General features: G+C 48.3%; 21 protein-coding genes, 1 tRNA gene and 1 riboswitch. Of the genes, 19 read left to right on the forward strand and 3 right to left on the reverse strand.

Translation table 11 applies throughout. The features are described 5' to 3' along the window. The first annotated feature begins 32 nt into the window (after positions 1-32). The 5 genes from RIG61_01950 to RIG61_01970 all read left to right on the forward strand — a co-directional run bounded on the left by RIG61_01950 (position 33) and on the right by RIG61_01970 (position 6,086). Positions 33-1,388 carry an ammonium transporter gene (locus tag RIG61_01950; GenBank protein MEQ9617919.1) on the forward strand — a complete coding sequence of 452 codons (1,356 nt, stop codon included), beginning with the start codon at positions 33-35 and terminating at the stop codon, positions 1,386-1,388. 106 nt (positions 1,389-1,494) lie between these two features. Continuing rightward, the gene (locus RIG61_01955) at positions 1,495-2,832 is read left to right on the forward strand and encodes an outer membrane beta-barrel protein (GenBank protein ID MEQ9617920.1); all 1,338 of its coding nucleotides are present in this window, start codon (positions 1,495-1,497) and stop codon (positions 2,830-2,832) included. Between the two features lie 261 nt (positions 2,833-3,093). Then, a tRNA-Phe gene (locus RIG61_01960) sits at positions 3,094-3,166 on the forward strand. A gap of 358 nt (positions 3,167-3,524) precedes the next feature. Further along, positions 3,525-4,910 carry an aryl-sulfate sulfotransferase gene (locus RIG61_01965; GenBank protein MEQ9617921.1) on the forward strand — a complete coding sequence of 462 codons (1,386 nt, stop codon included), beginning with the start codon at positions 3,525-3,527 and terminating at the stop codon, positions 4,908-4,910. Between the two features lie 711 nt (positions 4,911-5,621). Next, positions 5,622-6,086 carry a hypothetical protein gene (locus RIG61_01970; GenBank protein ID MEQ9617922.1) on the forward strand — a complete coding sequence of 155 codons (465 nt, stop codon included), beginning with the start codon at positions 5,622-5,624 and terminating at the stop codon, positions 6,084-6,086. A gap of 178 nt (positions 6,087-6,264) precedes the next feature. Here RIG61_01970 and RIG61_01975 read toward each other — a convergent pair whose 3' ends face one another. Next, positions 6,265-7,629, reverse strand: coding sequence for a glutamate-cysteine ligase family protein (locus tag RIG61_01975; GenBank protein ID MEQ9617923.1), 1,365 nt, complete (start codon positions 7,627-7,629; stop codon positions 6,265-6,267). Positions 7,630-7,980: 351 nt separating this feature from the next. On the opposite strand from RIG61_01975, the gene RIG61_01980 reads away from it, so the two are divergent. The 13 genes from RIG61_01980 to RIG61_02040 all read left to right on the forward strand — a co-directional run bounded on the left by RIG61_01980 (position 7,981) and on the right by RIG61_02040 (position 19,568). Continuing rightward, a complete protein-coding gene (locus RIG61_01980; protein ID MEQ9617924.1) occupies positions 7,981-8,394 on the forward strand; it encodes a helix-turn-helix transcriptional regulator in 414 nt (137 codons plus the stop codon). Further along, positions 8,394-9,155 (forward strand): hypothetical protein, encoded by a 762-nt coding sequence (locus RIG61_01985; GenBank protein MEQ9617925.1) that lies wholly within the window; start codon positions 8,394-8,396, stop codon positions 9,153-9,155. Before RIG61_01980 ends, RIG61_01985 begins: the two co-directional genes overlap by 1 nt. Further along, positions 9,152-9,538 carry an FxLYD domain-containing protein gene (locus RIG61_01990; protein ID MEQ9617926.1) on the forward strand — a complete coding sequence of 129 codons (387 nt, stop codon included), beginning with the start codon at positions 9,152-9,154 and terminating at the stop codon, positions 9,536-9,538. The genes RIG61_01985 and RIG61_01990 overlap by 4 nt, the downstream gene beginning before the upstream one ends. A gap of 113 nt (positions 9,539-9,651) precedes the next feature. Beyond that, a riboswitch (cyclic di-GMP riboswitch) is annotated at positions 9,652-9,737 on the forward strand. A gap of 272 nt (positions 9,738-10,009) precedes the next feature. After that, positions 10,010-11,059, forward strand: a complete 1,050-nt coding sequence (gene pilM, locus RIG61_01995) for a type IV pilus assembly protein PilM (GenBank protein MEQ9617927.1) — start codon at positions 10,010-10,012, stop codon at positions 11,057-11,059. Next, positions 11,056-11,652 carry a PilN domain-containing protein gene (locus RIG61_02000; protein ID MEQ9617928.1) on the forward strand — a complete coding sequence of 199 codons (597 nt, stop codon included), beginning with the start codon at positions 11,056-11,058 and terminating at the stop codon, positions 11,650-11,652. The genes pilM and RIG61_02000 overlap by 4 nt, the downstream gene beginning before the upstream one ends. Positions 11,653-11,675: 23 nt before the next feature. Then, positions 11,676-12,275 carry a type 4a pilus biogenesis protein PilO gene (gene pilO, locus RIG61_02005; protein ID MEQ9617929.1) on the forward strand — a complete coding sequence of 200 codons (600 nt, stop codon included), beginning with the start codon at positions 11,676-11,678 and terminating at the stop codon, positions 12,273-12,275. Positions 12,276-12,319: 44 nt separating this feature from the next. Beyond that, entirely contained in the window at positions 12,320-12,991 is a 672-nt protein-coding gene (locus tag RIG61_02010) for a pilus assembly protein PilP (protein MEQ9617930.1), read from the forward strand. A 50-nt stretch (positions 12,992-13,041) separates the two neighbouring features. After that, positions 13,042-14,961, forward strand: a complete 1,920-nt coding sequence (gene pilQ, locus RIG61_02015) for a type IV pilus secretin PilQ (GenBank protein ID MEQ9617931.1) — start codon at positions 13,042-13,044, stop codon at positions 14,959-14,961. Between the two features lie 35 nt (positions 14,962-14,996). Further along, positions 14,997-15,554, forward strand: coding sequence for a hypothetical protein (locus RIG61_02020; GenBank protein MEQ9617932.1), 558 nt, complete (start codon positions 14,997-14,999; stop codon positions 15,552-15,554). 36 nt (positions 15,555-15,590) lie between these two features. Continuing rightward, positions 15,591-16,457: a hypothetical protein gene (locus tag RIG61_02025; protein ID MEQ9617933.1), complete on the forward strand. Its 867-nt coding sequence runs from the start codon at positions 15,591-15,593 to the stop codon at positions 16,455-16,457. A 315-nt stretch (positions 16,458-16,772) separates the two neighbouring features. Next, the gene (locus RIG61_02030) at positions 16,773-18,440 is read left to right on the forward strand and encodes a methylmalonyl-CoA mutase family protein (protein ID MEQ9617934.1); all 1,668 of its coding nucleotides are present in this window, start codon (positions 16,773-16,775) and stop codon (positions 18,438-18,440) included. Positions 18,441-18,506: 66 nt separating this feature from the next. Beyond that, complete coding sequence (locus RIG61_02035) at positions 18,507-18,917, forward strand: cobalamin B12-binding domain-containing protein (protein ID MEQ9617935.1); 411 nt, start codon at positions 18,507-18,509, stop codon at positions 18,915-18,917. A 9-nt stretch (positions 18,918-18,926) separates the two neighbouring features. Then, complete coding sequence (locus tag RIG61_02040) at positions 18,927-19,568, forward strand: hypothetical protein (GenBank protein ID MEQ9617936.1); 642 nt, start codon at positions 18,927-18,929, stop codon at positions 19,566-19,568. Positions 19,569-19,597: 29 nt separating this feature from the next. Here RIG61_02040 and RIG61_02045 read toward each other — a convergent pair whose 3' ends face one another. Beyond that, entirely contained in the window at positions 19,598-19,792 is a 195-nt protein-coding gene (locus RIG61_02045) for a hypothetical protein (protein ID MEQ9617937.1), read from the reverse strand. A gap of 324 nt (positions 19,793-20,116) precedes the next feature. Between RIG61_02045 and rnr the strand changes: the two genes are divergently transcribed. Beyond that, positions 20,117-21,970: a ribonuclease R gene (rnr, locus tag RIG61_02050; GenBank protein MEQ9617938.1), complete on the forward strand. Its 1,854-nt coding sequence runs from the start codon at positions 20,117-20,119 to the stop codon at positions 21,968-21,970. A gap of 141 nt (positions 21,971-22,111) precedes the next feature. Here rnr and RIG61_02055 read toward each other — a convergent pair whose 3' ends face one another. After that, positions 22,112-24,118, reverse strand: coding sequence for a S8 family serine peptidase (locus RIG61_02055; protein ID MEQ9617939.1), 2,007 nt, complete (start codon positions 24,116-24,118; stop codon positions 22,112-22,114). Between the last annotated feature and the right edge of the window lie 252 nt (positions 24,119-24,370).

Genomic DNA, 24,370 nt, shown 5'->3' on the forward strand with positions numbered 1-24,370 from the left:
AAAGCCTCTTACCCCTTTTTACAATATTAGTTATGAGTTCGGTCGCGGCTTACGCACAGGAGGATGCGGGGCCTACGGCTGCAGATGCAATATTTACTGCAAATAACGTCTGGATGCTAGTTGCGACGTTTCTCGTCTTCATTATGCACCTGGGATTCGCGACGCTCGAATCCGGGCTTACGCGCGCAAAAAATACCGTAAACATTTTATTCAAGAATGTCTCTATCATTTCGCTGGGGATTCTCACTTACGCGCTCGTGGGTTTTAATCTTATGTATCCCGGCGAATTCAACGGCTTTTTCGGATTCGCGGGGTTCGGTATCGCGTCGCCTGAAGGCGCCGCCGGTCTTATAGAGTATGCGGACGGAGGCTATACCTACTGGACTGACTTTATATTCCAGGCTATGTTCGCCGCCACTGCCGCCACAATTGTTTCGGGAGCCGTTGCAGAAAGAATAAAGCTCAGCAGTTTCCTTGTGTTTTCCACAATTTTTGTAGCGATTGTTTACACGATTGCAGGCTCTTGGAAGTGGGGAGGCGGCTGGCTGGACGGTATGGGTTTCTATGATTTTGCCGGCTCGACCCTTGTTCACAGCGTAGGCGGCTGGGGGGCTCTGATAGGGGCGATGCTGCTCGGGCCGAGACTCGGCAAGTACACTAAATCCGGAATAAAAGCAATACCCGGTCACAGCCTGCCGCTTGCGACAGTCGGCGTTTTCATGCTGTGGTTCGGATGGTACGGGTTTAACGGCGGTTCGGTTTTGTCCGCCGACCCCGGTCCGGTATCGCTTGTTTTCGTAACCACATCTCTCGCCGCCGCCGCCGGTGTAATAGGCGCGATGATTCTTTCCTGGATAGTGTTCAAGAAGCCCGATCTCTCGATGATCCTGAACGGTTCGCTTGCGGGTCTTGTGGGAATCACGGCGGGAGCCGACGTTATGACTCCCCTGAGCGCGGTAATCATAGGGCTTATTGCGGGCCTGATTGTAGTCGCATCGGTGCTTTTCTTTGACAAAGTTGTAAAAATAGACGACCCGGTCGGTGCTATCTCGGTTCACCTTGTATGCGGTATCTGGGGTACTCTGGCAGTTGGCATATTCAGCACTAACCCTGAGCACAGCTTTATCACACAGCTCATCGGTGTAGCCGCATACGGTGTGTTCACCGTTGTATGCGCACTGATACTTTTCCTTCTAATCAAGGTGTCCATGGGACTGCGGGTCTCTCAAGAAGAGGAGATGGAAGGACTTGATCTCGGAGAGCATGGAATGATGGCATATCCTGATTTTCAACAGATTGCCGAGGGAGGCGGTTCTACAATGACTATGTATGAGAAAGAGGAGCCGTCAGGAGCCGGAGTACTCACCGAAAGCGAGCAGAAGTCGTAAGTAAAAAAATGAATTCGGGACGCTGTCCCTCCGGCACTCACGTCCGGGGGACGGCGGAGTCAGAAACAATGTTTGATAAAACAATGAAAAGGAGGATAAGTCAGAAATGAAAAGGTTAATGATTGTTTTAGCCGTACTGACTGTTTTATCGCCCTTCGGTTCCGTGACGTCATTTGCCCAGAGCAGTGAGTCACAGATACAGGAGTTAAAACAGATGATTGAGCAGAATCGTCAGCAGAACGAAGAGCTCATGAGAAAAATCGAGCAGCTTGAGGCTGACAAAGCCGCTAACCAGATGAAAATGGAAGAATTCATCACAAAACAGGAAGACAAGGATTTGAAATATGACGGTCTGTTTAAATTCTTCGATTCCGTAGATCTGGGTTTTTATGTCGATACGACATACCAGTACGTGTTTGACCGCGGCTCGACGAATGACCTTCAGCTAAGGTCGCTCTATCCTGATAACGAGCAGTTCGCGATAAACGCGTTTACCGTCTCTGTCTCAAAGACCCCCAGCATGGAGGGCGGAATCATGGACCTCCTGGGATTCAGGGCGGACATCCTGTTCGGGGAACAGGCGCCGCTCCTTGCTTCAAACGGACTCGAGAGCGACGTGGTTGACCCTTATCAGGCGTACCTCCAGTTTTTAGCTCCTGTCGGAAACGGGATCAACTTCTATGCAGGTAAATTCGTAACGCTTGCGGGATACGAGGTTATAGAGGCCAAGGACAACCCCAACATCACGCGCTCTATCCTGTTCGGATTCGCCATACCGTTTACTCACACCGGTATAAGGGCCGACTACACTGCGGGGCCGTTAACACTGACGGCAGGGCTTAACAACGGATGGGACCAGGTCAAGGATCTCAACGACAACGCGACGATTGAGAGTCAGATAGCGTTCAGTTATTCGGGCGGAGCCATTAGTGACGCATGGCTGGGCGTAACCGGATACTTCGGAAGGGAGCCAGATGACTTCGGATTCGGAGGCAACGGATGGCGCGAGCTTATTACCGCTGTAGGCACACTGACTCTGATGGATAAGGTCACTTTCATCGTGGATGCCGACTTCGGCTGGCAGCAAGACGTTATATTCGACGAGCTGGGCAACGATGAAGGCGTTTCCTGGTGGGGTATAGCAGGCTACGTAGTGCTTGATCTTCATCCGGCTGTCACACTGGCTGTCAGAGGCGAGTACTTCGACGATCCGGACGGATTCAGGACCGGGCTCGAGCAACAGCTGTTTGAGGTTACGCCGACCCTGTCTTTCAAACCGTTTAAAGGTCTTATCGCCGATAACAGGTATCTGGATAATTTTGAAGCCAGAGCGGAATTCAGATGGGATCATTCGGACGAGCGTTTCTTCGAAACCGAAGACGGGTCGTTTGAAAAAGACCAGTACGGCGTAATGGGGCAGTTGCTTTACTGGATTGAATTGTAATTAGACTGAAAAAAAATTAGAGACTCTGGATCAGGGTTCTCATCTCTCCATATCTCCTTTGTGTGGGCGGGGGGAGAACAGCACGGAAGAAAATTCGCTGTTCTCCCTTTTGTCTCACTTAAGACCGAAAAAAATTAGTCGTAAATAGCTGAATTTCACACTTGCTTGTAAATTAGTAGTTGGGTAGAATTTTATCCGCTTTTTGAGTTTTATCTCAATTTGCAGCAATTCATAAATCAACTTTCTGTACGCTTCATTCATGCCCGGATAGCTCAGTCGGTAGAGCAGAGGACTGAAAATCCTCGTGTCGGCGGTTCAATTCCGTCTCCGGGCATAATTCTAATAAAGTTCATCCAGTCTTAAGTTTTTCTCCGGACGTCATAGCATTGTAAACAATATAGTTATATCGAAAGGGCGTGGATTAGTATTACATGTCGGAACGGGATCGATACTCAGATCTTCCCCAAAAACCGTTACATCGGTCGGCCATGTCTGTCGCAGGACTTTTATAAAGCAGAGCTATAGTTTTTGTTGCCAAGAGCTGTGAAAGCCTATTTATAGCTTGTTGACTGCCACGGAAAACTGCACTACATTTGGATAAATATTCTTATAAACAGCAGTTCAGGCGATTTAATTCTTTTGACTAATTGTTCTATTTAAAAACAAAGAAATCAAAAAGGAGTAATCACTGGATGGGATTCTATCAACTTAGCACATCTAATAATATCTTTGGCGGCTTGAGGTTCCCAGAGTGGATATATCTGACGTTTATCCTGGTCCTAATTGTCGGCGGCTGCTCCTCCGATGGAAATAACGGAGAGAGTTTTATATTGTACACGCCAAGCATATCGACTGAGACGTATTTATTCGACGGTTCGTACAATGTTGCTTATCAGTGGTCCAGCGAGCTCTTCGCCGGGCAGTCGGCCTTTCTCCAGGAGGACGGCAGTATAATACGCGCTGGATCGATCAACAATATCGTGCCCGAGAATCGCTTCGTAAAGGCTTACAGTGATGCGAACAACGCCACCTTTCAGATTGGAGGCATTGTCGAGCGCATCTCAAAAGACGGTGATGTTGTCTGGACGTTCGAATACTTCAGCGACGACTTCGCGCCTCATCATGTTGCCACAGTGATACCTAATGGAAATCTCCTTATGCCTGTGTGGAGGTACTACACCGAAGAGGAGTCCATAGCGCTAGGACGCAACCCGCAACGCCTTACCTCCGGTGGATTATGGATTGATTCCATCATAGAGGTACGACCGACGGGAAGTAGTGGAGGAGAGATAGTTTGGGAATGGAACGCTGCCGATCACCTCATTCAGGACTTCGATCCGACAAAGGCCAACTTCGGGAATTTAGAAGAAAATCTCGGGCGGATCGACATCAACTACGGAAGTGGCTTAACCATTCCAGAGGATTTCATGCACGTGAACTCTGCCTTCTATATTGAAGAGCTCGATCAGATTGTTTTCACATCATTCCACTACAGCGAACTCTGGGTAATCGATCACTCTACCACCACTCAGGAGGCAGCCGGGAGCACGGGCGGACGTTATGGCCGGGGCGGAGAGCTCTTGTATCGATGGGGCAACCCATGGGTTTATGGCCGGGATGATGCCGATGTTTTCCTCCTATCCGCGGTGCACGATCCTAAATGGATCGCTGAGGATCGCCAATTCATTATGTACGACAACAATATCTCAGACCCAACAAGAGGACTTGAGGGTGGTAGCAGCATGGTCGTGAAAATCGAGCCTCCAATTTTGCCCGATGGCAGTTACGAGCTGGAAACAGACGGCATATACGGACCTGCCAGGCCTGTTCTGGCGGCCGACCTAGGTGTGCAGGCGACCTCTGTGGGAACGGCCCAGCGTCTACTTGACGGGCGCACACTCTCCTGTGACTGCCCGAACAGTCTGGCAATCTGGTTGGATGCGGATGGTACAGTCACCGAAACCGAGGACCTCTTCGAAGCAGCCATGGTAGATTCTGATAACGAGCAAGTGTTTCGACTGGTGGGCTACCCGAAAGACTACGAGGGGGTACGGTCCCTCCAAAACTCAGACGAATAATGTGAGCATCAGAGGGTCTGAGTGTTGGGTGGCTGAGCCCCATAAAGCATCTCTACAGGAACTAAGGAGAGGTGGCTTTGACCTTAATTTTCGTTTTATAGTTTTTGGGTGGGCACAGTAATTCCCTATGGTGGTCGGTTATAAATCCAAATTAGACAAGAGTTAGTATATTGTTTAAGGACGTGGAGTATCAAAGTAGAAGAATGGATGTCTAAGAATAATCTAAGAACCAACCATAATTAACCCTTTCCGTTGTACCCCGTATAACATATATAACAAATAGAAACCCCTGAAAAAGGGTTTTTTCCCATTTTATAAATAGTATCAATACCTTACCCGAATATACGAAAACCGACTGAAAATCCTCGTGTCGGCGGTTCAATTCCGTCTCCGGGCATTTTTTAGGACCACTATAAACTGGTTTATGTATCCTTTCCAGCTTTTCTGGCCGACATCATAGAAAGTAAAATTAAGTATTATTTAACAAGACCTTACTGCTTCCCGTCAATAATCCGGAAGAAGTCCATTTCCTCTCCCGAACCACGCTTGATAATGAAGCTGTACAGTTCCGGACAATAACTATGAACGGGCAACCATCTTCCTCTTAGAGAGAAGCCCATTAACACTAATCTTGGTGGGCTTCTCAATTTCTTGCATCCTAGAGTTAAAAACGTGCATCTCAGAGTTAGAAAGGTTTTGGGGGTTTGATAGATGAGCATAAGATATAAGAAAACAATAAAGACAAAAATGCTATTTTTTATCGCATCATTAATTATGGCCTTGAGCGCAATGGCTGCGCCGTTTTCTCTTGCCGAGGAGGGGAATATGGAAGAACAGCCATTGATTGCAAAAGCAGGTTTGGATACACCGGGCGAAGCGGCGATCCTGGCGGCGCCGGATACCGGGGATGTTGTGTCTAGTACGCTGGTAAAGCTATCGCCTGATACGGCTAATCTGTTCAACAGCGGGGGATTTAAAATAGCTCGAAATCAAACGGACAGCGCCGGAGCAGAAGAAGAGGAATTTAGTCATCTGAATGTCTCTGCTCTTGAATATAAGGCAAAGTCTATAGACCTGAAAGAAATTCTTCCTTCAATATCTACTATATCAAGTGATGACAAGAAAATCCTCGGTGTCGTTCTCCCGCCTTTTGTGTACCTGGGCAAAACATTTTAGTAGTGAAGTATGCTGGATGCGGCCCTGAATTAGAGGCCGGATAAGAATCAATATTCTTGCGCGGGTCGCGGCGCTCAAGTCCTGTCTCCTGTTATAGTCAGGAGTAGTAATTGCGATATATTTAAGCTCGCCCCGTATGTGCTGTCATCGGATTACTTAATTAAGAGCAATGCGGCATTTAAGCTTTATAAGAATATGAATCGATAAATTTTATTAAGTCCCCGGTTCTGTTGTCTAACCAGCTTTCCCTGACGAAATCAGCAGGGCAGCGGCCACTCCAAATCATATCCTGAAGCGAATCCATATAAACGGTTTCGTTTTCGCCCTGGTTGTTTAGCGTGTTTTGTTTGCTCAATCCGTTTATCGCAATCAGCATAAGCTCCTTTGCCAGCTCGGTAAAAGTTACACCCCTGATTTTTGTGTCAAGCGCTATCAGGTGCGCTGAATGATAAGCGTCGAGCCTCTCCTCCCAGGACATATCCCTGACCAGGTCCCGGGCGGCCAGGAGACAGTCGTTATCGTAAAAAATTCCCTTGATGATAGCGGGAACGGCCATTACAAGTTGTTGAGGAATATTGTCAAAACATCTAATCTCGATATATTTTTTCATACGCACTTCAGGGAATAAGGTTGATAAATGGAGGCCCCAGTCATCAACGGTCGCATAATGTCCTTCACAGCCCGTTTCCATAAATTCCTTAAACGTTAGTCCGGTCATGTCCAAAAGCCGTTCATCTCGGGATATGAAATACATAGGCACGTTTAGCGCATAGCGTATATAATCCTCGAAACGGACATTTTCGTTAAAGGCAAACTTCAACAGACCGCAGCGTTGAGAATCGGTGTTTGCCCAGACGTGTCCCCTGAAGGTCATATAGCCGTTGAGTTTGTTATCGGAGATTGGAGAATTTGCGAAAATAGCGCTGAGCAGCGGTACGAGTCCCATTGCCGTACGAAATTTATTCATTGCGTCCGTCTCGCTCGAATAGTCAATATTTACCTGAACAGAGGCCGTCTGTTTCATCATCCTGTGACCCAGGGTGCCGACTTTCTCCATGTAGGGAGCCATAATCCTGTACCGTTCTTTCGGCACCCATTGAATTTCATCTAATGTACTGACAGGCTGCATGCCCAGACCCAGAAAAGATATATTGAGGCCTTCCGCCGATGTCAGGAGTTTGTTTATAAATTCATTGTACTCCTCTTGAGCGGTATGGACATTTCTGTGCGGTTTTCCCGACAGCTCGATTTGTCCGCCTGGTTCCAGGCTGATTCCGGCGTCCGGTCCCCTTAACCCGATGACATGATTACTGTTTATTACTGGGTCCCAATTATATAGAAGAGAAAGTTTCTTGAGAATCGTCTCAATCCCGCGATCACCTGAATAATCTACTGCTTTCGCATTCTCCCGGTAAACGCCGATACACTCGTACTCCGTTCCTATTTTCCATTCTTCCTCCGCTTTGAGGTTGTCCTCGAAGTAATTCAGCATATCCGGTATGGAGTTAATCTTTTCAGAACCTGCGTTTTGCTTTAAATGCATTTGCAATATCCCTGATCAATGTTGGTTTAAAAACAGACGTGGTTTAAAGTTTACTCTAAATAGAAAATATACATATCGTCGGATGACTTTGACCGCGTATCTCCAAAATCCTGAGATAGTCCTTCTATCGTTTAAAAGTATTTTTTATTTCCTGATGTTGAACCAGGCTGTGTATTTGAAATAAACCGTGTCCTTCTCGGTCAAAAATGCACCTTTTTCCTTTCTTTTCTCCGCCGCTTAAGCGCCTCTTTAAAAAGTATTAAATAGTCTTGCGTTCCAATACATTTATAATGTAAAATTAATTAGTCACTCTAATTAATTTAGGGATACCCTTATTCTCCGGAGGCAATAATGAGATTTGGCGATTATTTAAAGAGCAAAAGGAAACAAAAAAATATTACGCAGGAGGATCTGGCCCGCTCGCTCGAGGTTTCAAGCGTTTTCATACATCAGCTTGAAACGGGGAAGGTCGATGCCCCTTCGCTTGAAAGGTGCCAGCAAATTGCATCGATACTTGAGGTAAAGATGGAGGAGCTGTGGACTGTCGCCAAAAAAGAGCGCCTCAAAAGATTTATGGATAAGGAAGAGATTTCTGAAGACAGTTTTGAGGTTCTGACGGATGCGGAGAAAGCGCTTATTAACCTGTACAGAAGTCTCGATCAGGACATGAGGAAAGATTTCGGCGGAATGATTTTTATGCTTCTGAGACATTCTCAGGATGAAGGAATTCAGGAAATACTCGAAGAGTTTATGAAGAGCGCCTGATGAATAAATTTTCGACTATCGCAAAAGCAATTGGAATAGAGCTGTGTATTCTGGCCCTGATAGGACTGGTGTTTCTATTTCAATTCAATAAGGCGAAAGGCGAGTTCGTGACCAAGACGAGGGCGATTTCCGAAACTATCGGTGACTTGGCAAGTGACTTTTATTCGGAGGAGGGCAAAGAGCCGACAAGCGGAGAATTCTATCATTTCCTTGATAAGAGACTGGGAAGAAAGAAATTATTCAACACGTTTGAGATAGCGCCTAAGTTCTTCAGTGTCGTTTTTAAAAAGGACGTTGAAAAGGGGCTGGACACCTATGGTTTATTCATGAAGGAGTTTTATCCTGAAAGCGGATACACGGTTAAGGATAATAACGGGATTATATCGGTATCCGTGCCTTTTACTTCGCAGGCCGAAACGGAGCCGTTCGGTATAGTGAAAATAGATTCGGACACAAAGGCTATTTTAAAGAAAGTCCTTGCCGATAATTACCTTCTCTATGCGGCGATGCTGATAGTATTAAATAACCAGGCGTTTATTTTCTATCTCCTGATGGCGAGGAAAAAAAGAGAAGTCGTTTTCGAAAAGGGTTACCTCAAGGAGCATTCGATCGGCGCGCTCAAAATAATGCATAAGGTGCTCGGCGATATAATCGACGATCATAAGACCGATCAGCAGTCGGATGGCAAGGTGAAAAAAAGGCAGGAATCCGGTAAAAATGTAATTTCAATATCTGAGCTGGCTGAGAAAAGAAAGAAATGAAAAAGTATATGGTCCTCATAGTTATAATGGTCTTGTCAGTCTGGGGATGCGCCAGCCCCGAGGGGAATGGTACGGTTGAGCTTGACGGTCCCATACTGGAGAGTTTCGACAGGGAAGGAAACCTCGAATTCAACGGCGCGGTAATTAACGTCGGGGATGAGGCGGTAAGCTCGCTCTACGTGGTAATAGTGCTTAAAGACGAGAACGGAAATGTAATTGAAGCAAATTCGGTCTCCGTTTTTGGAGATGATCCGACCGCTTTGCTCTATCCGTCCGAAAGGGTATTCTTCAGCTTGTCCGTAGCGTCCGACCCGAGCAGGGTATTTTCAAGAGAGGTCGAGATCTATTATGAAGACGGTACGGATGTTTCGCCTTCTTCCTAGAAACTTCTTGTTTTACTTTAAATTCCATTTAAATGCACCCGATTTCCCTGGGTAAAATTCTTGACATATAGGCTCTTAAGCGGTACTTTTCAATTTATGGTATAGGTTTTCCGGCAGATAAAGGGCAGACTACGCGAAAGTGTGGGACGCAAAACCGATGGCCCGGGGTGGATGAACCTGTGGCGGGAGGGTTGCCTGAGTTGAAACAATGATTACCGACTACCTTAATAAATCACTTTCAGATGATAACGCCGTTTTGTACGGCACCGCAAGCTCTTTCCACTCTTCCCTCTCTCTTTCAAAATTAATAGCTGCCCGGCATAAATTTATACATTAGTAGATATTGAATAAAATCAAGTATTTCAGTACGATAACATAAATGATTAAAGGGCGGATTGATATGATTTAAAGTAACTATTGCAAATATTTTAAAAAAGTGGTTAAATTAGTATTGTAACTAAGGAGGATCACTTGTTTTTACGTAGGAAAGGGCTTATAGGCCTAGATATCGGTTCCAATACTGTCAAGCTGGTGGAGCTTCAATCTACCAAATCCGGCTACCAGCTGAAGAATGTCGGACAGACGGTTCTGCCCCGTCAGTCTATCGTAAACAAAGTTATTCAGAACCACGATGCCGTCGCTGAGGCCATATCCTCTCTGATAGACGACCTGAAGATTAAAACAAAGAACGTTGCGATTTCAATCTCCGGCCACTCCGTAATAATCAAAAAGGTGAGTCTGCCGAAAATGTCCGAAAGCGAGCTCAGGGAATCCATTCCCTGGGAACTTGAGCAATACCTGCCCCAGAGCATAGAGGATGTAAATTATGATTATCAGGTTATTCCAGGTGAGACGCCTGAGGGTAATATCGATGTTCTGATTGTGGCCGCAAAAAAGGACGTTACCAACTCCTACGTTTCGATTGTCAAAGAGGTCGGACTCAATCCGGTTGTTGTCGATGTGGATGTTTTCGCCCTGGAAAATATGTACGAAATAAATTACATGGAATCCGAGGACCTTGTCGCGCTGGTCAATATCGGGGCTTCGGTTACAAACATAAATATTCTAAAGGGCGGCGTCTCGATCTTTACCCGCGACATAACAACCGGCGGAAATCAGTTTACTGAATGGATAATGAATGAATTGGGGCTCGAGTATGAGGAAGCAGAGAAGATGAAATTTACTCCTCCGGAGGAGGAATCGTCTTCCGAGGTCGGCTCTCTAAGGCAGGATTTCATTGAATTGATAAGCGGGGAAATCAAGAGGACTCTCGAGTTCTTTTCTTCAACCTTATGGACTGGCAAAGTGAACAATATTTTGATCGGCGGAGGCTCATCGATGGTCCCGGGGTTGAAAGAAACCCTGGCCGACCTTAACGAGGCAAAGGTGGAGTTCATGAATCCTTTCAGGAGCGTCACTTACGACAAGGGTGATTTTGATCCAGAATATATAGAATCCATAGCGCCGATGATGAGCGTTGTTATGGGCCTTGCTTCGAGAAAGCCGGGGGATAAGCAATGATAAGAGTAAACCTCATCCCCACACCGGAAAAAAGAGAGGTAAAAGGGTATGGAGAGCTCCTTATAGGGACTTGCGTGATTATTGCTTTATTCGCCGTCATAGCGACTCTTCATATTCTCCAGAATAAGAAGATAGAGGATTTAAACACGCAAATAAGAGTGGGGGAAAACCGGATCAAGGAGCTTGAGGTTATAAAAAAGAAAGTGGATGATTTCAAGGCGAAAAACGCTGAGCTTAACAGAAGAATTGAAATTATAAATGTACTGGAAAAAAATCGTACCGGACCTTTATACGTCATGGATGCCCTCGCAGGCGCCATACCGAACAAGGCATGGATCGACGAGTTCTCCGAAAAGGGGCAGCAGGCGAAGCTAATCGGCGTGGCGGATAACGAGTTTACCGTCGCGGACTTTATGCAGGCGCTTCAGATCTCACCTTTTTTTAAAGGTGTGGAGCTCGGAGTAATAAAGAAAGCGGAGATAAGAAAACAGAATCTTAGAAGTTTCGTTATCGATACCAGGCTTGACTATGCGGGTAATAAAAAAAGCCCGGCAGACGAGGAAGAAGTCGATAATCAGGCGCAAAGCCCTTAGGCAAAGAAGGTGAATGAGAGACAATGGATTTCTTAAATGATATTGCCGAAAGAATTAATGAACAGTCCCTGCAAAATAAAATCGGGATTCTGATAGCGATTGTCGTAGTTATATCAGCGGTCTATTGGTATTTCTTCTGGTCTCCTAAGGCCGAGGAAATAACACGGGCCGAAGGGAGGCTGAGACAGGTACAGAATAAGGTCAGGGAATATGAAGCTATCGCCGCCGAGCTGCCGAAATTTGAAAAGGAATTCGAACGCCTGAACAGGGAATTTAAACTGGTAGCGCGGAAGCTTCCAAAGGAGAAGGAAATACCGACTTTGATAGACAGCGTATATTCGGAGATATCGGCCTCGAATCTGGATTCAATCATTTTCGCTCCCCAGGGGCAGGTCACAAGAGAAATTTACGCCGAAATTCCTGTACAGATGGAAGTAATAGGGTCTTACTATAATCTGGCTGACTTTTTTGACCGCATATCGAGGCTGCCGAGAATCGTTAACGTAAGAAACCTGGAGCTGACCCGAAATAATGTTAACGGGGGCAAGGTCTTACTCAATGCCAAGTTCAATGTAGTAACTTTCAGGTTATTACCTCAGCCCCCCGTGGCGCCGAAAAAATGAAAAGCAAAGGGAATGCGCAAAGGAAAATAGCGGTTGGACGACAAATGAGAAATATTTTGAAAGGAAAGGGGAAATTAATTGGCGGGTTCCTTATCTTGTCGATAGTGGCTCTCTGTCCGATTCGTGGTCTTTATTCTCAGGAGGCGGGAGTAGATGTCGATGACGACACGGTTTCTGAGGGCTATGAGGTAATCAAAAAAGCGCGTAATAATAAAAATGAAATATCTGATGAAGCGGGCGGTGAAGATGTTCGGGATGAAAATCCGCCTGCCCCTGAAAACCCGAATGCAACACAGGGTGATTCGAGCGACGCGCAGCTCCCCGGAAGGGGTGATTCGCTGGCCGCTCAGGAGAAACCGCCCTATGACTCGGCGGGAAAGCGCGATCCTTTCAAGCCGTTTTTAAAATTGGTGGCCACGCCTGTCGGGCCTTCGCCCGTAGTGCGTCCTCCGATCCAGAGATACTCGCTGGATCAATTCAGAATCTCCGGCATCGTGTGGATAGGAGGAAACCCCCAGGCAATGGTAGTCGACCCTGAGGAGAATACTTACTTTCTCGGGGTGGGAGACAAGATCGGAAACAACGAAGGCGTCATATTGGAGGTCAGAGATACGGGACTGCTCGTTCAGGAGACGGCCAGATTTGAAAATGTGTACGGAGAAGTGAAGGTAGAAGTGAAGGAGTCGGTTTTGGCGTTTCAAGATGATGAAGAGTGAATAGCGGAATTAATATAAAGGAGGATTATTAAGTTAAGGAGGATGGTTTTATGAGATTCCTGTTCAACCCGGTGATTTTGCTCGCGGCCTGTTTCCTGTTCTCAGGAACATGGGCTCAGGGCAAGATGCATCTTGAGATAAACGATTACAGCGAAACAGAGATTCAGCCGGCCGGCCCTGGTTCGGGAAATGAAACGGAACTCATGCAAATCGCTCAGGCCCAGACCGGCACCTCGGGCGTATACCCGGATTACGGGAACAGGCCTAATCCCTCGGACGGATTCAATTCCGTTGAAAGCATAGGGTTCGAGGTCCAGCGGGGTATGGGGATAGTATCGATCGGTACTTCCATGCCGGTACAGTTTGAAAGGCTTACGGATGAAGAAAAAAAAGTAAGCCTGAAAATTATGAATGTCATACTTGCCGATAAATTCCAGGTCTCCAGAGATGTGAGTGATTTCGACAGTCCGATTAATTTCATTTCGTCTTTCAGGGATCCGATTAAACCGAATGACGTTATATTGGTGATCGAGCTCAAGGAAGAAGAAGTTCCGGTCGAAATGGGGCAGGATGGAAATCTGATTACCCTGAATTTCGGCGAGATCCGTAAAATGGCTGATGAAATCCAGGGGGATAGAGAAGTCGAGGTCGCGGTCAAGCCTGAAGACCTTTACGCTTTTGATTTCAGACTTACAACAATGCCCGGAGCGACCAAGACATACAAGGGACAGCTGGTTTCCTTTGATTTTAAGGATGCAGATATAAGGGATGTTTTGAGGATCATAGCCGATATAAGCGGTTTCAATATGATTATTGCCAGAAACGTCACAGGGACGGTTACTTTAAAATTAACGAATATACCGTGGGACCAGGCGCTTGACGTGATTTTGGAAGACGCCGGTCTCGGGGCTTTCCTTGACGGGAATGTAATGAGAATAGCGCCGCTCGGAACCCTCCAGGCAAGACAGCAGGCGGTACAAAGGGCGGCTCAGACCAACGAGCAGCTTGAGCCGCTGATAACGAAGCAGGTTTTCGTTAACTACGCGACCGCCGCGGAGTTGATTCCGCTTGTGGAGCCCCTTTTAAGTCCGAGGGGGGAGATAAGAGTGGATGTTCGTACGAACAGCATATTGATCAACGACACCGGAATAAGAGTGAGGCAGATTGAGGATCTGGTCGGGGACCTCGATACCAGGACGCCGCAGGTTTTAATCGAGTCCCGCATAGTTCAGGCGACCCTCAATTTCACTCGCGACCTCGGTGTGCAGTGGGGTTTTAATTACCGCGCGTCCGCGGCTACCGGAAATCCTACCGGAGCGACGTTTCCATCGAGTGTGGAAGTCGGAGGAACTTCGGTCGGCGCCCCTTTCGGCACCACCGGCGACAATTTTATTATAGACCTGCCTGCCGCCGCGAGTACCGGCGCGGGAGGAGTTCTGGGAATCGTCCTCGGAAGCCTCACAGGCGCGTATGATCTCGACCTCAGGCTCTCGGCTCTTGAGTCCAGAGGCGACGGAAGGGTGCTGTCTTCGCCCAAGGTTTTAACCCTCGACAATACGCCCGCGAGAATAGAGCAGGGCGTATCGATTCCCTTTCTGAGCGTCTCCGCTGCGGGTACTCAAACGCAGTTTGTGGATGCCACGTTAAGGTTGTCCGTCACGCCTCAGGTCACGAACGATAACAGGATATTGATGGAGATAGTGGTTACGGACAACGCCCCCGACCCGGCGGTTACGGGGGCCGGAGGGCAGCCGAGCATCAGAAGAAACGAGGCCACGACTCAGGTCCTCGCCAGCGACGGCGAGACGATTGTGATCGGAGGAATTTTTACGCGAAGGATAAACGATACCAACGACAGTCTGCCGTGGTTTTCGAGACTGCCTCTCTTCGGCTGGCTGTTTCAGAGGAATTTAACCAATGATGAGAGGAGGGAGCTTATAGTTTTCATAACTCCCAGAATTATCAGATAGAAGCTGATAAAGATTAATAGTAGGAGGATGATCTGATGAATAGAAAACTTATAGGGAAAGTATTATTCCCGTCTCTTGTTGCCGGAGTTCTTCTGGCAGGGATAATCGCGCTCAGTTGCGGAGGCGCCAACCCGGCGTTCGCCCCGTTCGGCTCGACCGTGGAAATCCTCGATCCGCCCGGTGATACTACAATCCCCGACAATTCGCTCACAACACGGCTGGTCCAGGCTCAGGTTTTAGGTCCCGATGGAGAGCCTCTTAATGATGTACGGGTTATATGGATCGCCTCCTTTGCAGGTCAAAATGACTTCGTAGTTGACACTAACGGAGACGGCGTGAGCGACGCCAGAGCGGTTCAACTCGTAAACGATAAGGCCTGTTCGCCCCAACGATGCTCTTCTACTCCCATAACTGAATGGTTCAGCATGGGGGCTTTTGTGGATTCCCCGTTTGATATTCTTACCGATAATAGAGGAATAGCTTTCGTAATAATATTATTAAGCGGAGAAGATATTATCAATCCTGCTTTTCTGGAGGCATCGACGGACAGCGGCTCTGTGGATGTAGTCGAGTTTTCGGTGAATGCTAATTAGTCGCATCAATTTTCGATTAAGGAGGGATGGTTTTTCATGGATATAAAACGAATTCTGACAAACAAACCTTTTAGACGGTTTTCTGCCCTTTTGTTTGTTGCACTGATCATGGTACTTCAACATTCCTGTAATGATAGTCTGGATAACAATAAGGTGTCGGATAAGCCCATAAACACGGCCATAATCGGTATAAGCGGCAATCCGGGGGCGCTTTTTGGAAACGCCTGCGACGAATCGGTTATACAGGTCAACACGGAGCTTGTCCCGGACGGCACGCCTATCGATTTCGAAATTACATTCTCGAACGACCTGCCCCCTGTATTAAGGGGCTGTCTTTTCGGCGGAAGTTTAACAGTCGAGGGGGGCGTGGCATTTGTGAATTACCTTTCCGGAGTTCTCATTGGTATAAATGAGCTTGCAACGGTGAACATTGCGGTAACGGTAAGACCCATAGACGGCGATGAGGAGAGTGATTTCATTACCATTACACTCGAGGGTGTGGGGATAATTCCGCCTGACAATCAGGATATCACTGTTCCGAATCCCATGGATGCGGAAGCTCAGGATATATTTTTGACCCTAATCTTCAATACAATCGGGATTAAACCGGGGACTCTAGCTGAGGTATCGCTGAGCAACCCGGATATCGGATTATTTAACGGAGGGTTTGCAGTTGTTGAAGTCCCGGTATCGGGAAGCGTTGAGGCCGGGGAGTTTGTTGTTCAGTATAACCCCGCAAGAGCCGGCGGAACTCAAATAATGACCGCAAGGATATTTCTCGAAGTTCCCCCAGAGCTTGCTGCATTCTGTCCTATACCTCCGCCTGAAGATTTAGTTATAGAAGCTACGGTTGTCATCACTCAGTCAGTTGAGGAGGAGACTCCGCCGACACCCGGACCATAATGTTGCTTAAATGTTCGGTGCTAGTTTGGTGTGAACGGAAATATTTAATGAAAATTATTTAACGACGAAATAATACCTTCTATCCCGTATATCTTTGATCCTCCTTTTTTCGGAATATGCGGGATAGAAGCTTTCTCCGGCTAACCCCAAGTTTCTTCTCCCCTGTTTATTTTGTATCCCGGTCTCGATTTTCTTCCCCGTTTATCAAATAACTGTTTAAATCCACCCGGAATTTTAGTACTATTTATAATGAGGGCCGTAAATTTATATATGGTTCTTGAAAAATCACCGAATTCCATAGGGTCGGAGGCACGGATGTCGATTGATAAAGAAGAGCTCTCCAAACTGACGAGAGCAAGAGAGAAGTGGGAAAAAGAATTTGATAATTCACCGAAAAGGGAAGCCGACTTTACAACCGTATCGGGCATGAAAGTGGACCCGCTCGTCACACCCCTCGAGATGAGCGGATTTGATTACTCAAGGGGTCTGGGATTTCCCGGTTCCTATCCCTATACGCGCGGTATCCACAGCACGATGTACCGGGGCCGCCTCTGGACTATGCGACAGTTCGCGGGATTCGGCTCGCCGGAGGATACGAACAGGAGGTTCAAGTATCTGCTCTCTCAGGGACAGACCGGTCTCAGCACCGCCTTCGACATGCCTACGCTTATGGGTTATGACCCCGGCCATGAACGCTCGAGAGGGGAGGTCGGAAGGGAAGGCGTGTCTGTTTCTTCTCTTGCGGACATGGAGGTTCTCTTTGACGGGATTGATCTCGATAAAGTAACGACCTCAATGACCATAAACTGCACCGCGAGCATTATATTCGCCATGTATCTCGTAATGGCGGAGAAGAAGGGGATAAGCTGGGAGAAGCTCAGGGGAACCCTTCAGAACGATATGCTGAAGGAGTTCATAGCTCAGAGGGAGTGGATATCGCCGCCTGAGCCTTCCGTGAAAATTAATGTGGATATTATCGAGTTCTGCGCTAAACAGGTCCCCGGATGGCACCCGGTTTCGATCTCGGGCTATCATATCAGGGAAGCGGGCTCTACCGCCGTGCAGGAACTCGCTTTCACCCTCGCGGACGGTATCGGCTATGTCGAGGAAAGCGTAAAACGGGGCCTCGACGTTGACGACTTCGCTTCCCGCCTCTCTTTCTTTTTCAATGTCCATAATGATTTCCTTGAGGAAGTGGCGAAGTTCCGGGCCGCCAGGAGAATGTGGGCCCGGATTATGCGCGAGCGCTTCGGGGCGAAGAATCCTAAATCCTGGATGTTGAAGACCCATGCCCAGACAGCGGGCGCGAGCCTCACCGCGCAGCAGCCGTTGAATAACATTGCCAGAGTGACCATTCAGGCACTGGCGGCGGTGCTCGGGGGCACTCAGTCCCTTCATACGAATTCCATGGATGAAACCCTCGCCTTGCCGACTGAGGAGTCGGTGACGGTCGCGCTCAGGACACAGCAGCTAATTGCCGAAGAGAGCGGGGTTGTAAATTCGATCGACCCCCTGGGCGGAAGCTATGTCGTCGAATCGCTCACGGACAGGATAGAGAGTGAGGCCGCCGGTTATATAGAAAGAATAGACCGTATGGGCGGCATTATAAAGGCGATAGAGGAGGGCTATCCCCAGAAGGAGATAGCCGACGCGGCCTACAGGTACCAGAGGGAGCTCGATACGGGTACGAAGACCGTAGTTGGGGTGAATAAATACAATACGGACGAAGAAGCGACTATTTCCACGCTGAAAATAGATGACAGGGTGGAGCGGGAACAGGGCGAAAAGCTCAGGCGGATCAGGGAGAGAAGGAATGATAAAGCGGTTAAAAAGAGACTCGAAGATATTTTGACTGCGGCCAGGAGGGAGGAGAATTTAATGCCTTCGATTATCGACGCGGTCAGAGAATACGCTACCCTGGGCGAAATAAGCGACATATTCAGAGAAGCGTACGGGGTGTACAGGGACCCGGGCTATTTTTGATTGAGAAATTTCCGTTTTCTTATGCTGTTTTTGCCGGAAGCGCGGTGAAGGCGGGTGAATCGTTAAATGACGGACCGGAGAAGACTCAGGATACTGATAGGCAAAGCCGGCCTCGACGGGCATGACAGGGGCGTTAAGATTATAGCTAGGGCTCTCAGGGATGCGGGATTCGAGGTTATATATACGGGCCTTCATAACACCCCCGAGGCGATAGTCGAGACTGCGCTTCAGGAGGATGTGGACGCTGTCGGGTTGAGTATTCTCTCGGGCGCGCACAATTTCATATTCCCCGAGATAATTCGTCTTTTTGATGAGAAAGGGGTGAGGGATATAACTATATTCGGAGGGGGGATAATCCCCGCGGAAGACGTTGAGTCACTCAAAGAAAAGGGGGTCAAGGCGGTTTTCGAACCCGGCGCGAGGACGGATGAGATCATAGCCTGGGTAAGAGAAAACGTTTCTCCGAGGGCTTTGTAGGCCGGTACAATGAAGTGTGTAATCTGTGACAAAAGAAAGGCGAAGAGATACTGTCCCGCCAAGAGGGCTTCGATATGTCCTGTCTGCTGCGGCGAGAAGAGGGGTGTCGAGATTAATTGTCCGCCTGACTGCAAGTATTTCGTAGAGGGGCAGAAGCACCATCAGCAAAAGGTAATGAAGCAAAGGTTGAGAAGAGAGGGGGCGGCGAGCTACGTCCGGAGGGCTCAGCTTTATAACAGGAATCCTGCAATTTTCGCCAGGATTGAGAAGATTATCGCCGATTCGCTTCGCGCGAACGGAAGTATTAAAAATGAGGACCTGGTCTCTGCATTTGAGCTCGTAAAAAACACGCTGGAGACGGAGAAGAAGGGGTTGATCTACCAGCACCAAAGCGATAACCGATTCGCGAATGAAATATCGACGCGGGTGCTGATTACGCTAACCGAGGACAAGGACAGCCCCGACCTGAGCCAGGACAGAGTCACCCTCGATTACGCGGTGAGTGTTGTTAATGAATTTCTAAAAGAAGTGAAGTTTTATGCTGAAAACGACCCGAACCCCCAAAGTTACCTGATACATATTTTGCGTTACCATCCTGATGAAGAGGCGGCGGGACCCGGCGGCGGAAGCGAGCTTATCATTACACCGTGATCGAAGAGGGCCGGAAGAAGGGAATTATATTAACTATTCGTGTTCTTACCGGACGGCACCGTATTTATAATGGCGGAAATAATCAGCGCGATTACGGCCACTATGGCCAGAACCTTGAAATAGGCGGGCCAATTCAGTGATATTCCCAGATAAAGCCCCACACCGACAAATGAGAGAACGACAAGAACTATTAATACGGCCCCCGGTATGTTTTTCCTTAGCATCTGGATACGGATCTCCTTGATTATGCGACGTTCTGTTTGAAGGGGAAATTTTATCTGAATCTCATGATTTATTCAACCGTATGGAAACGGGAGCCGCCGGGCTCGAAATAAGCACGGGAAAACGGGCGGACTTACGCGGATTGAACTTGAAAGATAAACTGTGTAAAATTACATACTGTTAATTTCTCTTATGGAAAATTATCCACATTGTAACTATCGGTAAATAATAACTATCCGTACACGAGTCATTAATTCAATCTATAGATGAAAGTTCCCAAGCCTAAAGAAATACTCAGTTTACTCAAGAGTTCGGATAATCGTCCCATGAGGTCAAAGGAATTGACGCGCCGTCTGGGGATGCCGAAGGAAGACAGGCCTGTCCTCAAGAAGATTATCCGGAAAATGGTAAGGGAGGGAAAAGTCGGCAGTACGAAAGGCGGATATATAATTCCGGAACGCAAACAAGAGTCTCAAAATAAAAAAGAGACGCCTCAGACCAAGGCCCCGATTAAAGGAATGATAAAAGGGGGCAGGATTCTGGGAAAATTTGTGAGAACGGGAAAAACCGGAAAAATTATCCCCAAAGACGAACGAATCCCTCATATACCGCTTCAGCCCGGGCAGATCAGACGTCTCAGGAACAACAGTCTGGTCGTGTTCGAAATAAGCGGCAAGGTTTCCCCCGGCCGTAATATACGGGGGCGTCTGGTGGATGTGCTCGGAAAAGCGGGCAATCTGGAAGTCGAACGAAAGGGCCTCTTGGTAGAGTATGACTTAAAAGAGGAGTTCCCGCCCGAATGCCTGAGAGAGGCTGAAGGGATACCGGACGACATTGCCCGCAGAGAGATTGAAAAAAGGGTGGATCTGAGGAATGAAATTATCTTCACGATAGACGGCGACGACGCGAAGGATTTTGACGACGCTGTCGGGATACAAAGAACCAAATCCGGCTACAGGCTTTTGGTCAGCATTGCCGATGTGTCTTATTACGTGAATCTGGGGAGTGAAATCGATAACGAGGCGCTTAACAGGGGCACCAGTGTGTACATGCCCGCCAAAGTGGTTCCCATGCTGCCTGAGAAGCTTTCAAACGACCTTTGCAGCCTTGTTCCCTTTAAGGACAGGCTTACCAAAACAGTCGAGATGGATTTTAACCGCAGGGGCCAGATGATAAAATCCAGGTTTTACAACAGTGTAATTAAGAGCGCGGCGCGCCTCACATACAGCAAAGTAGCCGATATTCTGAAAAAAAAGGGCAGGATATCGTCGGAGGAGAAACATATCACTCCCAAGCTCAGGATAATGCACGAGCTCTATGAGCGGATCAGGGCCAGAAGGATCGAGAAGGGCGAGCTCAACTTTGACATACCCGAACCCGATCTCATAAGGGACGAGCTGGGGAGGACAGTGGACGTGGTCAGGACCCAGAGAAATGTCGCTCACGTCATTATCGAGGAATTTATGATAGCGGCCAATACGGCGGTGGCGAATCACATCAGGAACCTGAAAATTCCCTCCCTTTACAGGGTTCATGAACAGCCCGAAAAGGAGTCTCTCGTCGAGCTGTCGGAGGGTCTGAAGAAGCTCGGCTACAGTCTGCCCGTTAACGGGGATCTGAACACTCTCGACATACAGCGCGTTATTGACAGGAGCAGGGATAAGCCTGAGGAAATCGCCGTTAACATGCTCATTCTGCGTTCATTAAAGAGGGCTGTTTATTCTACCCGTGAAGCGGGTCATTTCGGGCTTGCTATCGATCACTACACCCATTTTACTTCCCCGATAAGGCGTTATCCCGATTTAATCGTCCACAGGATTTTAAATGCCATCCTCAAAAAGAGCAGTCAACCCTATGACCGGGAGTCTCTCGACTGGATAGCGGAGAACTCTTCAAACAGGGAGAGGTACGCCGATGAAATCGAAAGGTCGGCCATAAACCTCGAGAGAGCCCATTTGATGAAGTCTCATGTCGGGAAGGAATTCGACGGTGTTATATTGAGCGTCCTCCCCTTCGGCATGTTTGCGGAAGTCAAGGAAGTGTTCGTTGAGGGGCTTATACCTAAAGACAGCGTCAATAACTGGAAGAAGCGCTGGTTCGATATCGGTCAGTCGGTCAGGGTTAAGGTTGTGAACGCCGATGTCGAGAAGAGGAGGATTACCCTGAATCTGGCCTCATAATCTCCCCTTTTATACAATACAATTCTCCGGACATAAACTAGGTATTCATGAATATTTCCTCACCCCGGATACAAGCCGGAATTACCCTTCTGGAATTGCGGTCAAACCCGTAGGGGTTTATTCATAAATACGGACAGACAGTCACTGTCGGGCCCTCCGGTCAAATTGGCTGTTTCTCGTTCTTCTGAGGAATCTCACCGTGAAGACCAGTATCGGGATTAGCAGAATGAATGAATTTATAACCCCGGTTCCCGAAACGCCGGCATTCCCCGCGGCCTGAATCGAGCACCCGCCTCCGCCGTCCGAATTATTCTGGCCGTCCACCGGGGGAGGGTCGCCTCCGTCGACCGGAACGCCTCCGCTCCGTGCTATAGCCTCCTCGACGGCTGCAAAAGCGTTTATGCTCCCGAAACCCGATACGTTGTCGAATCCCGGGGGAGGTATATCGTCGGCCGTAGTTGCTAATATGTCTCTTACTTCCTCAACCTGCCTCACGGCGACCAGACCGGACTCAGCCCTGCTCAGAGCTGCTATATTCGCTCCGAAACCCAGGCCCTGAAGCACAAGCGCCGCTACACCCGCCACGTGAGGCGCCGAAGCGGACGTGCCCGCGAACGTTTCGAACCCGGGAGCCGTAGTGGATATTCTGTTCGGCGCAGCAATAGTCGGCGTTTGCCTCTGCTCGAGAACGGGCTCGGCTCGTTCGGAAGATATACCGGAGACCGTTACCGTCGGGGAGAAGAATATCGAGGAGGGGCCCTGGGCGCTGAAAAATTCGATTTCTCCGTCATTAGTGGCGCCAACGGCTATAACTCCCGGCGCCGCCGGGTGTCCGTAAATACTGTTCTCCGGAACGTTATATTCGGTCGGAGAGCCGCTTAGGTTAAAAAATATTTCGAATGTCTGATCCTCTCCGCTGAACTTTCTTACTAGTATATCGAAAAAACCCTCGCCGGGACCGCCATTGGACACCCCTACGATTTCTATCGGGTCGTCATTGCCGTCTTGCTCGTCCGTGCTTGAGTCCAGTATCTCCCCCGTAAATGAATCGACCAGGAAAAGATCGTAATCGTCCGAAGCTTCCCCGAACGGGTTGGTCCACTGAAGCACAATGACGGAGTCGCTGAAACCGGGGATCTCGACCGTCATCCCGATATCGCTCCCTTCGCCCGCCGCGGCGCCGAAATCGTGAAAGTCGAGTTCCGTGTCCTCCGGGTCGTCGTCGAGGAATATATCCTGGTAATGCCTGTCAGCGTCGTTTCCTGCCGCTGATACGAAAATAATTCCGTCCTCGACCGCCTCTGCCGCCTCCTCCGCGACGGAGCCGTCCTGGAAGTAAGGCTCCGACAGAAAGCCGACGTCGTCCACAATCACGTCCACTCCGTTATTTCGGAAAAAGTTTATCGCCTGTATGAATTTCATTCTGGATGTACCGTTATGGAATGCCAAATCCGCGCCGGGCGCTATGTCGTGGACGATTTCGAGCATGGCTGTACCCTCGTCACCGCTTCCGGGATCGCCTATGTCTATGAAATCGGGCAGGTCGCCCGTAAGCTGGGACGCGGCCATGCTGTCGACCCCGTTAGAAATCACACCGACTTTAATTCCCGCGCCGTCCACCCCGAACGTATCCCTGGCTATATCGGAACCCATGATTCCGTCTCCCTCCGTGGTTACCGAGCCTACCCTTGTGTGACCGTAGGCCGGGGGCGTAATTCTGGATACGAATCCGAGATTTGCCGCTTCTTCGAGCTTATCGTACGGAAGCCAGCCCTGAACTACCTTGTATTTTTCACTGACGACCTCGGTTTCGAGCCCGAGGCTGTAAAGCTGCTCCATATTGGTTCCGGATGTCTCATCGCAGTATATATTTACCTCTATATTTCCCTCATTGCTGACTCTGACGAGCGGAGTGGACAGGTCTTGGGCTGAAAGGTTCCGCATGTCGCTTCTCTCAGCCCCCATGTCTTTAAGCTTGCCCATCATCCGGCCCAATCTCGGACTTATCTTGGGAATTTCCTTATGTGTGAGATTACCACTGTTTAGGCCGAGTCCGCTGAGCGCCTGGTCCGCGCTGGATTCGGCGGAAAATAGAAAACCCGGTACCGTGAGGAGTATAGCGGTGAGAGCAGCGAGAAACTTATTCATGAATTTCCTCCATCTTAAGGGAAGTGATTTTTATACTATAACCAACGAGAGTGAGGGTCGGTCGAACTATTTTCAAGAATATCGGAGTTCTTCAGTAGCCCCCTACATATATTTTACCACCGGTTTTTCACAACAGGCTCACAAAAATTATCTTATAAAATCGTGAGCATATGCTGCTTCCCATTAAGAAGTAGTAGAAATAAGCTAGTAAAATATCTGTAAAATAAAGCGGTAGAAGAGCAATGAAGCCAA

Source organism: Deltaproteobacteria bacterium (assembly GCA_040223695.1).
Lineage (GTDB): Bacteria > Desulfobacterota_D > UBA1144 > Nemesobacterales > UBA2774 > JAVKFU01.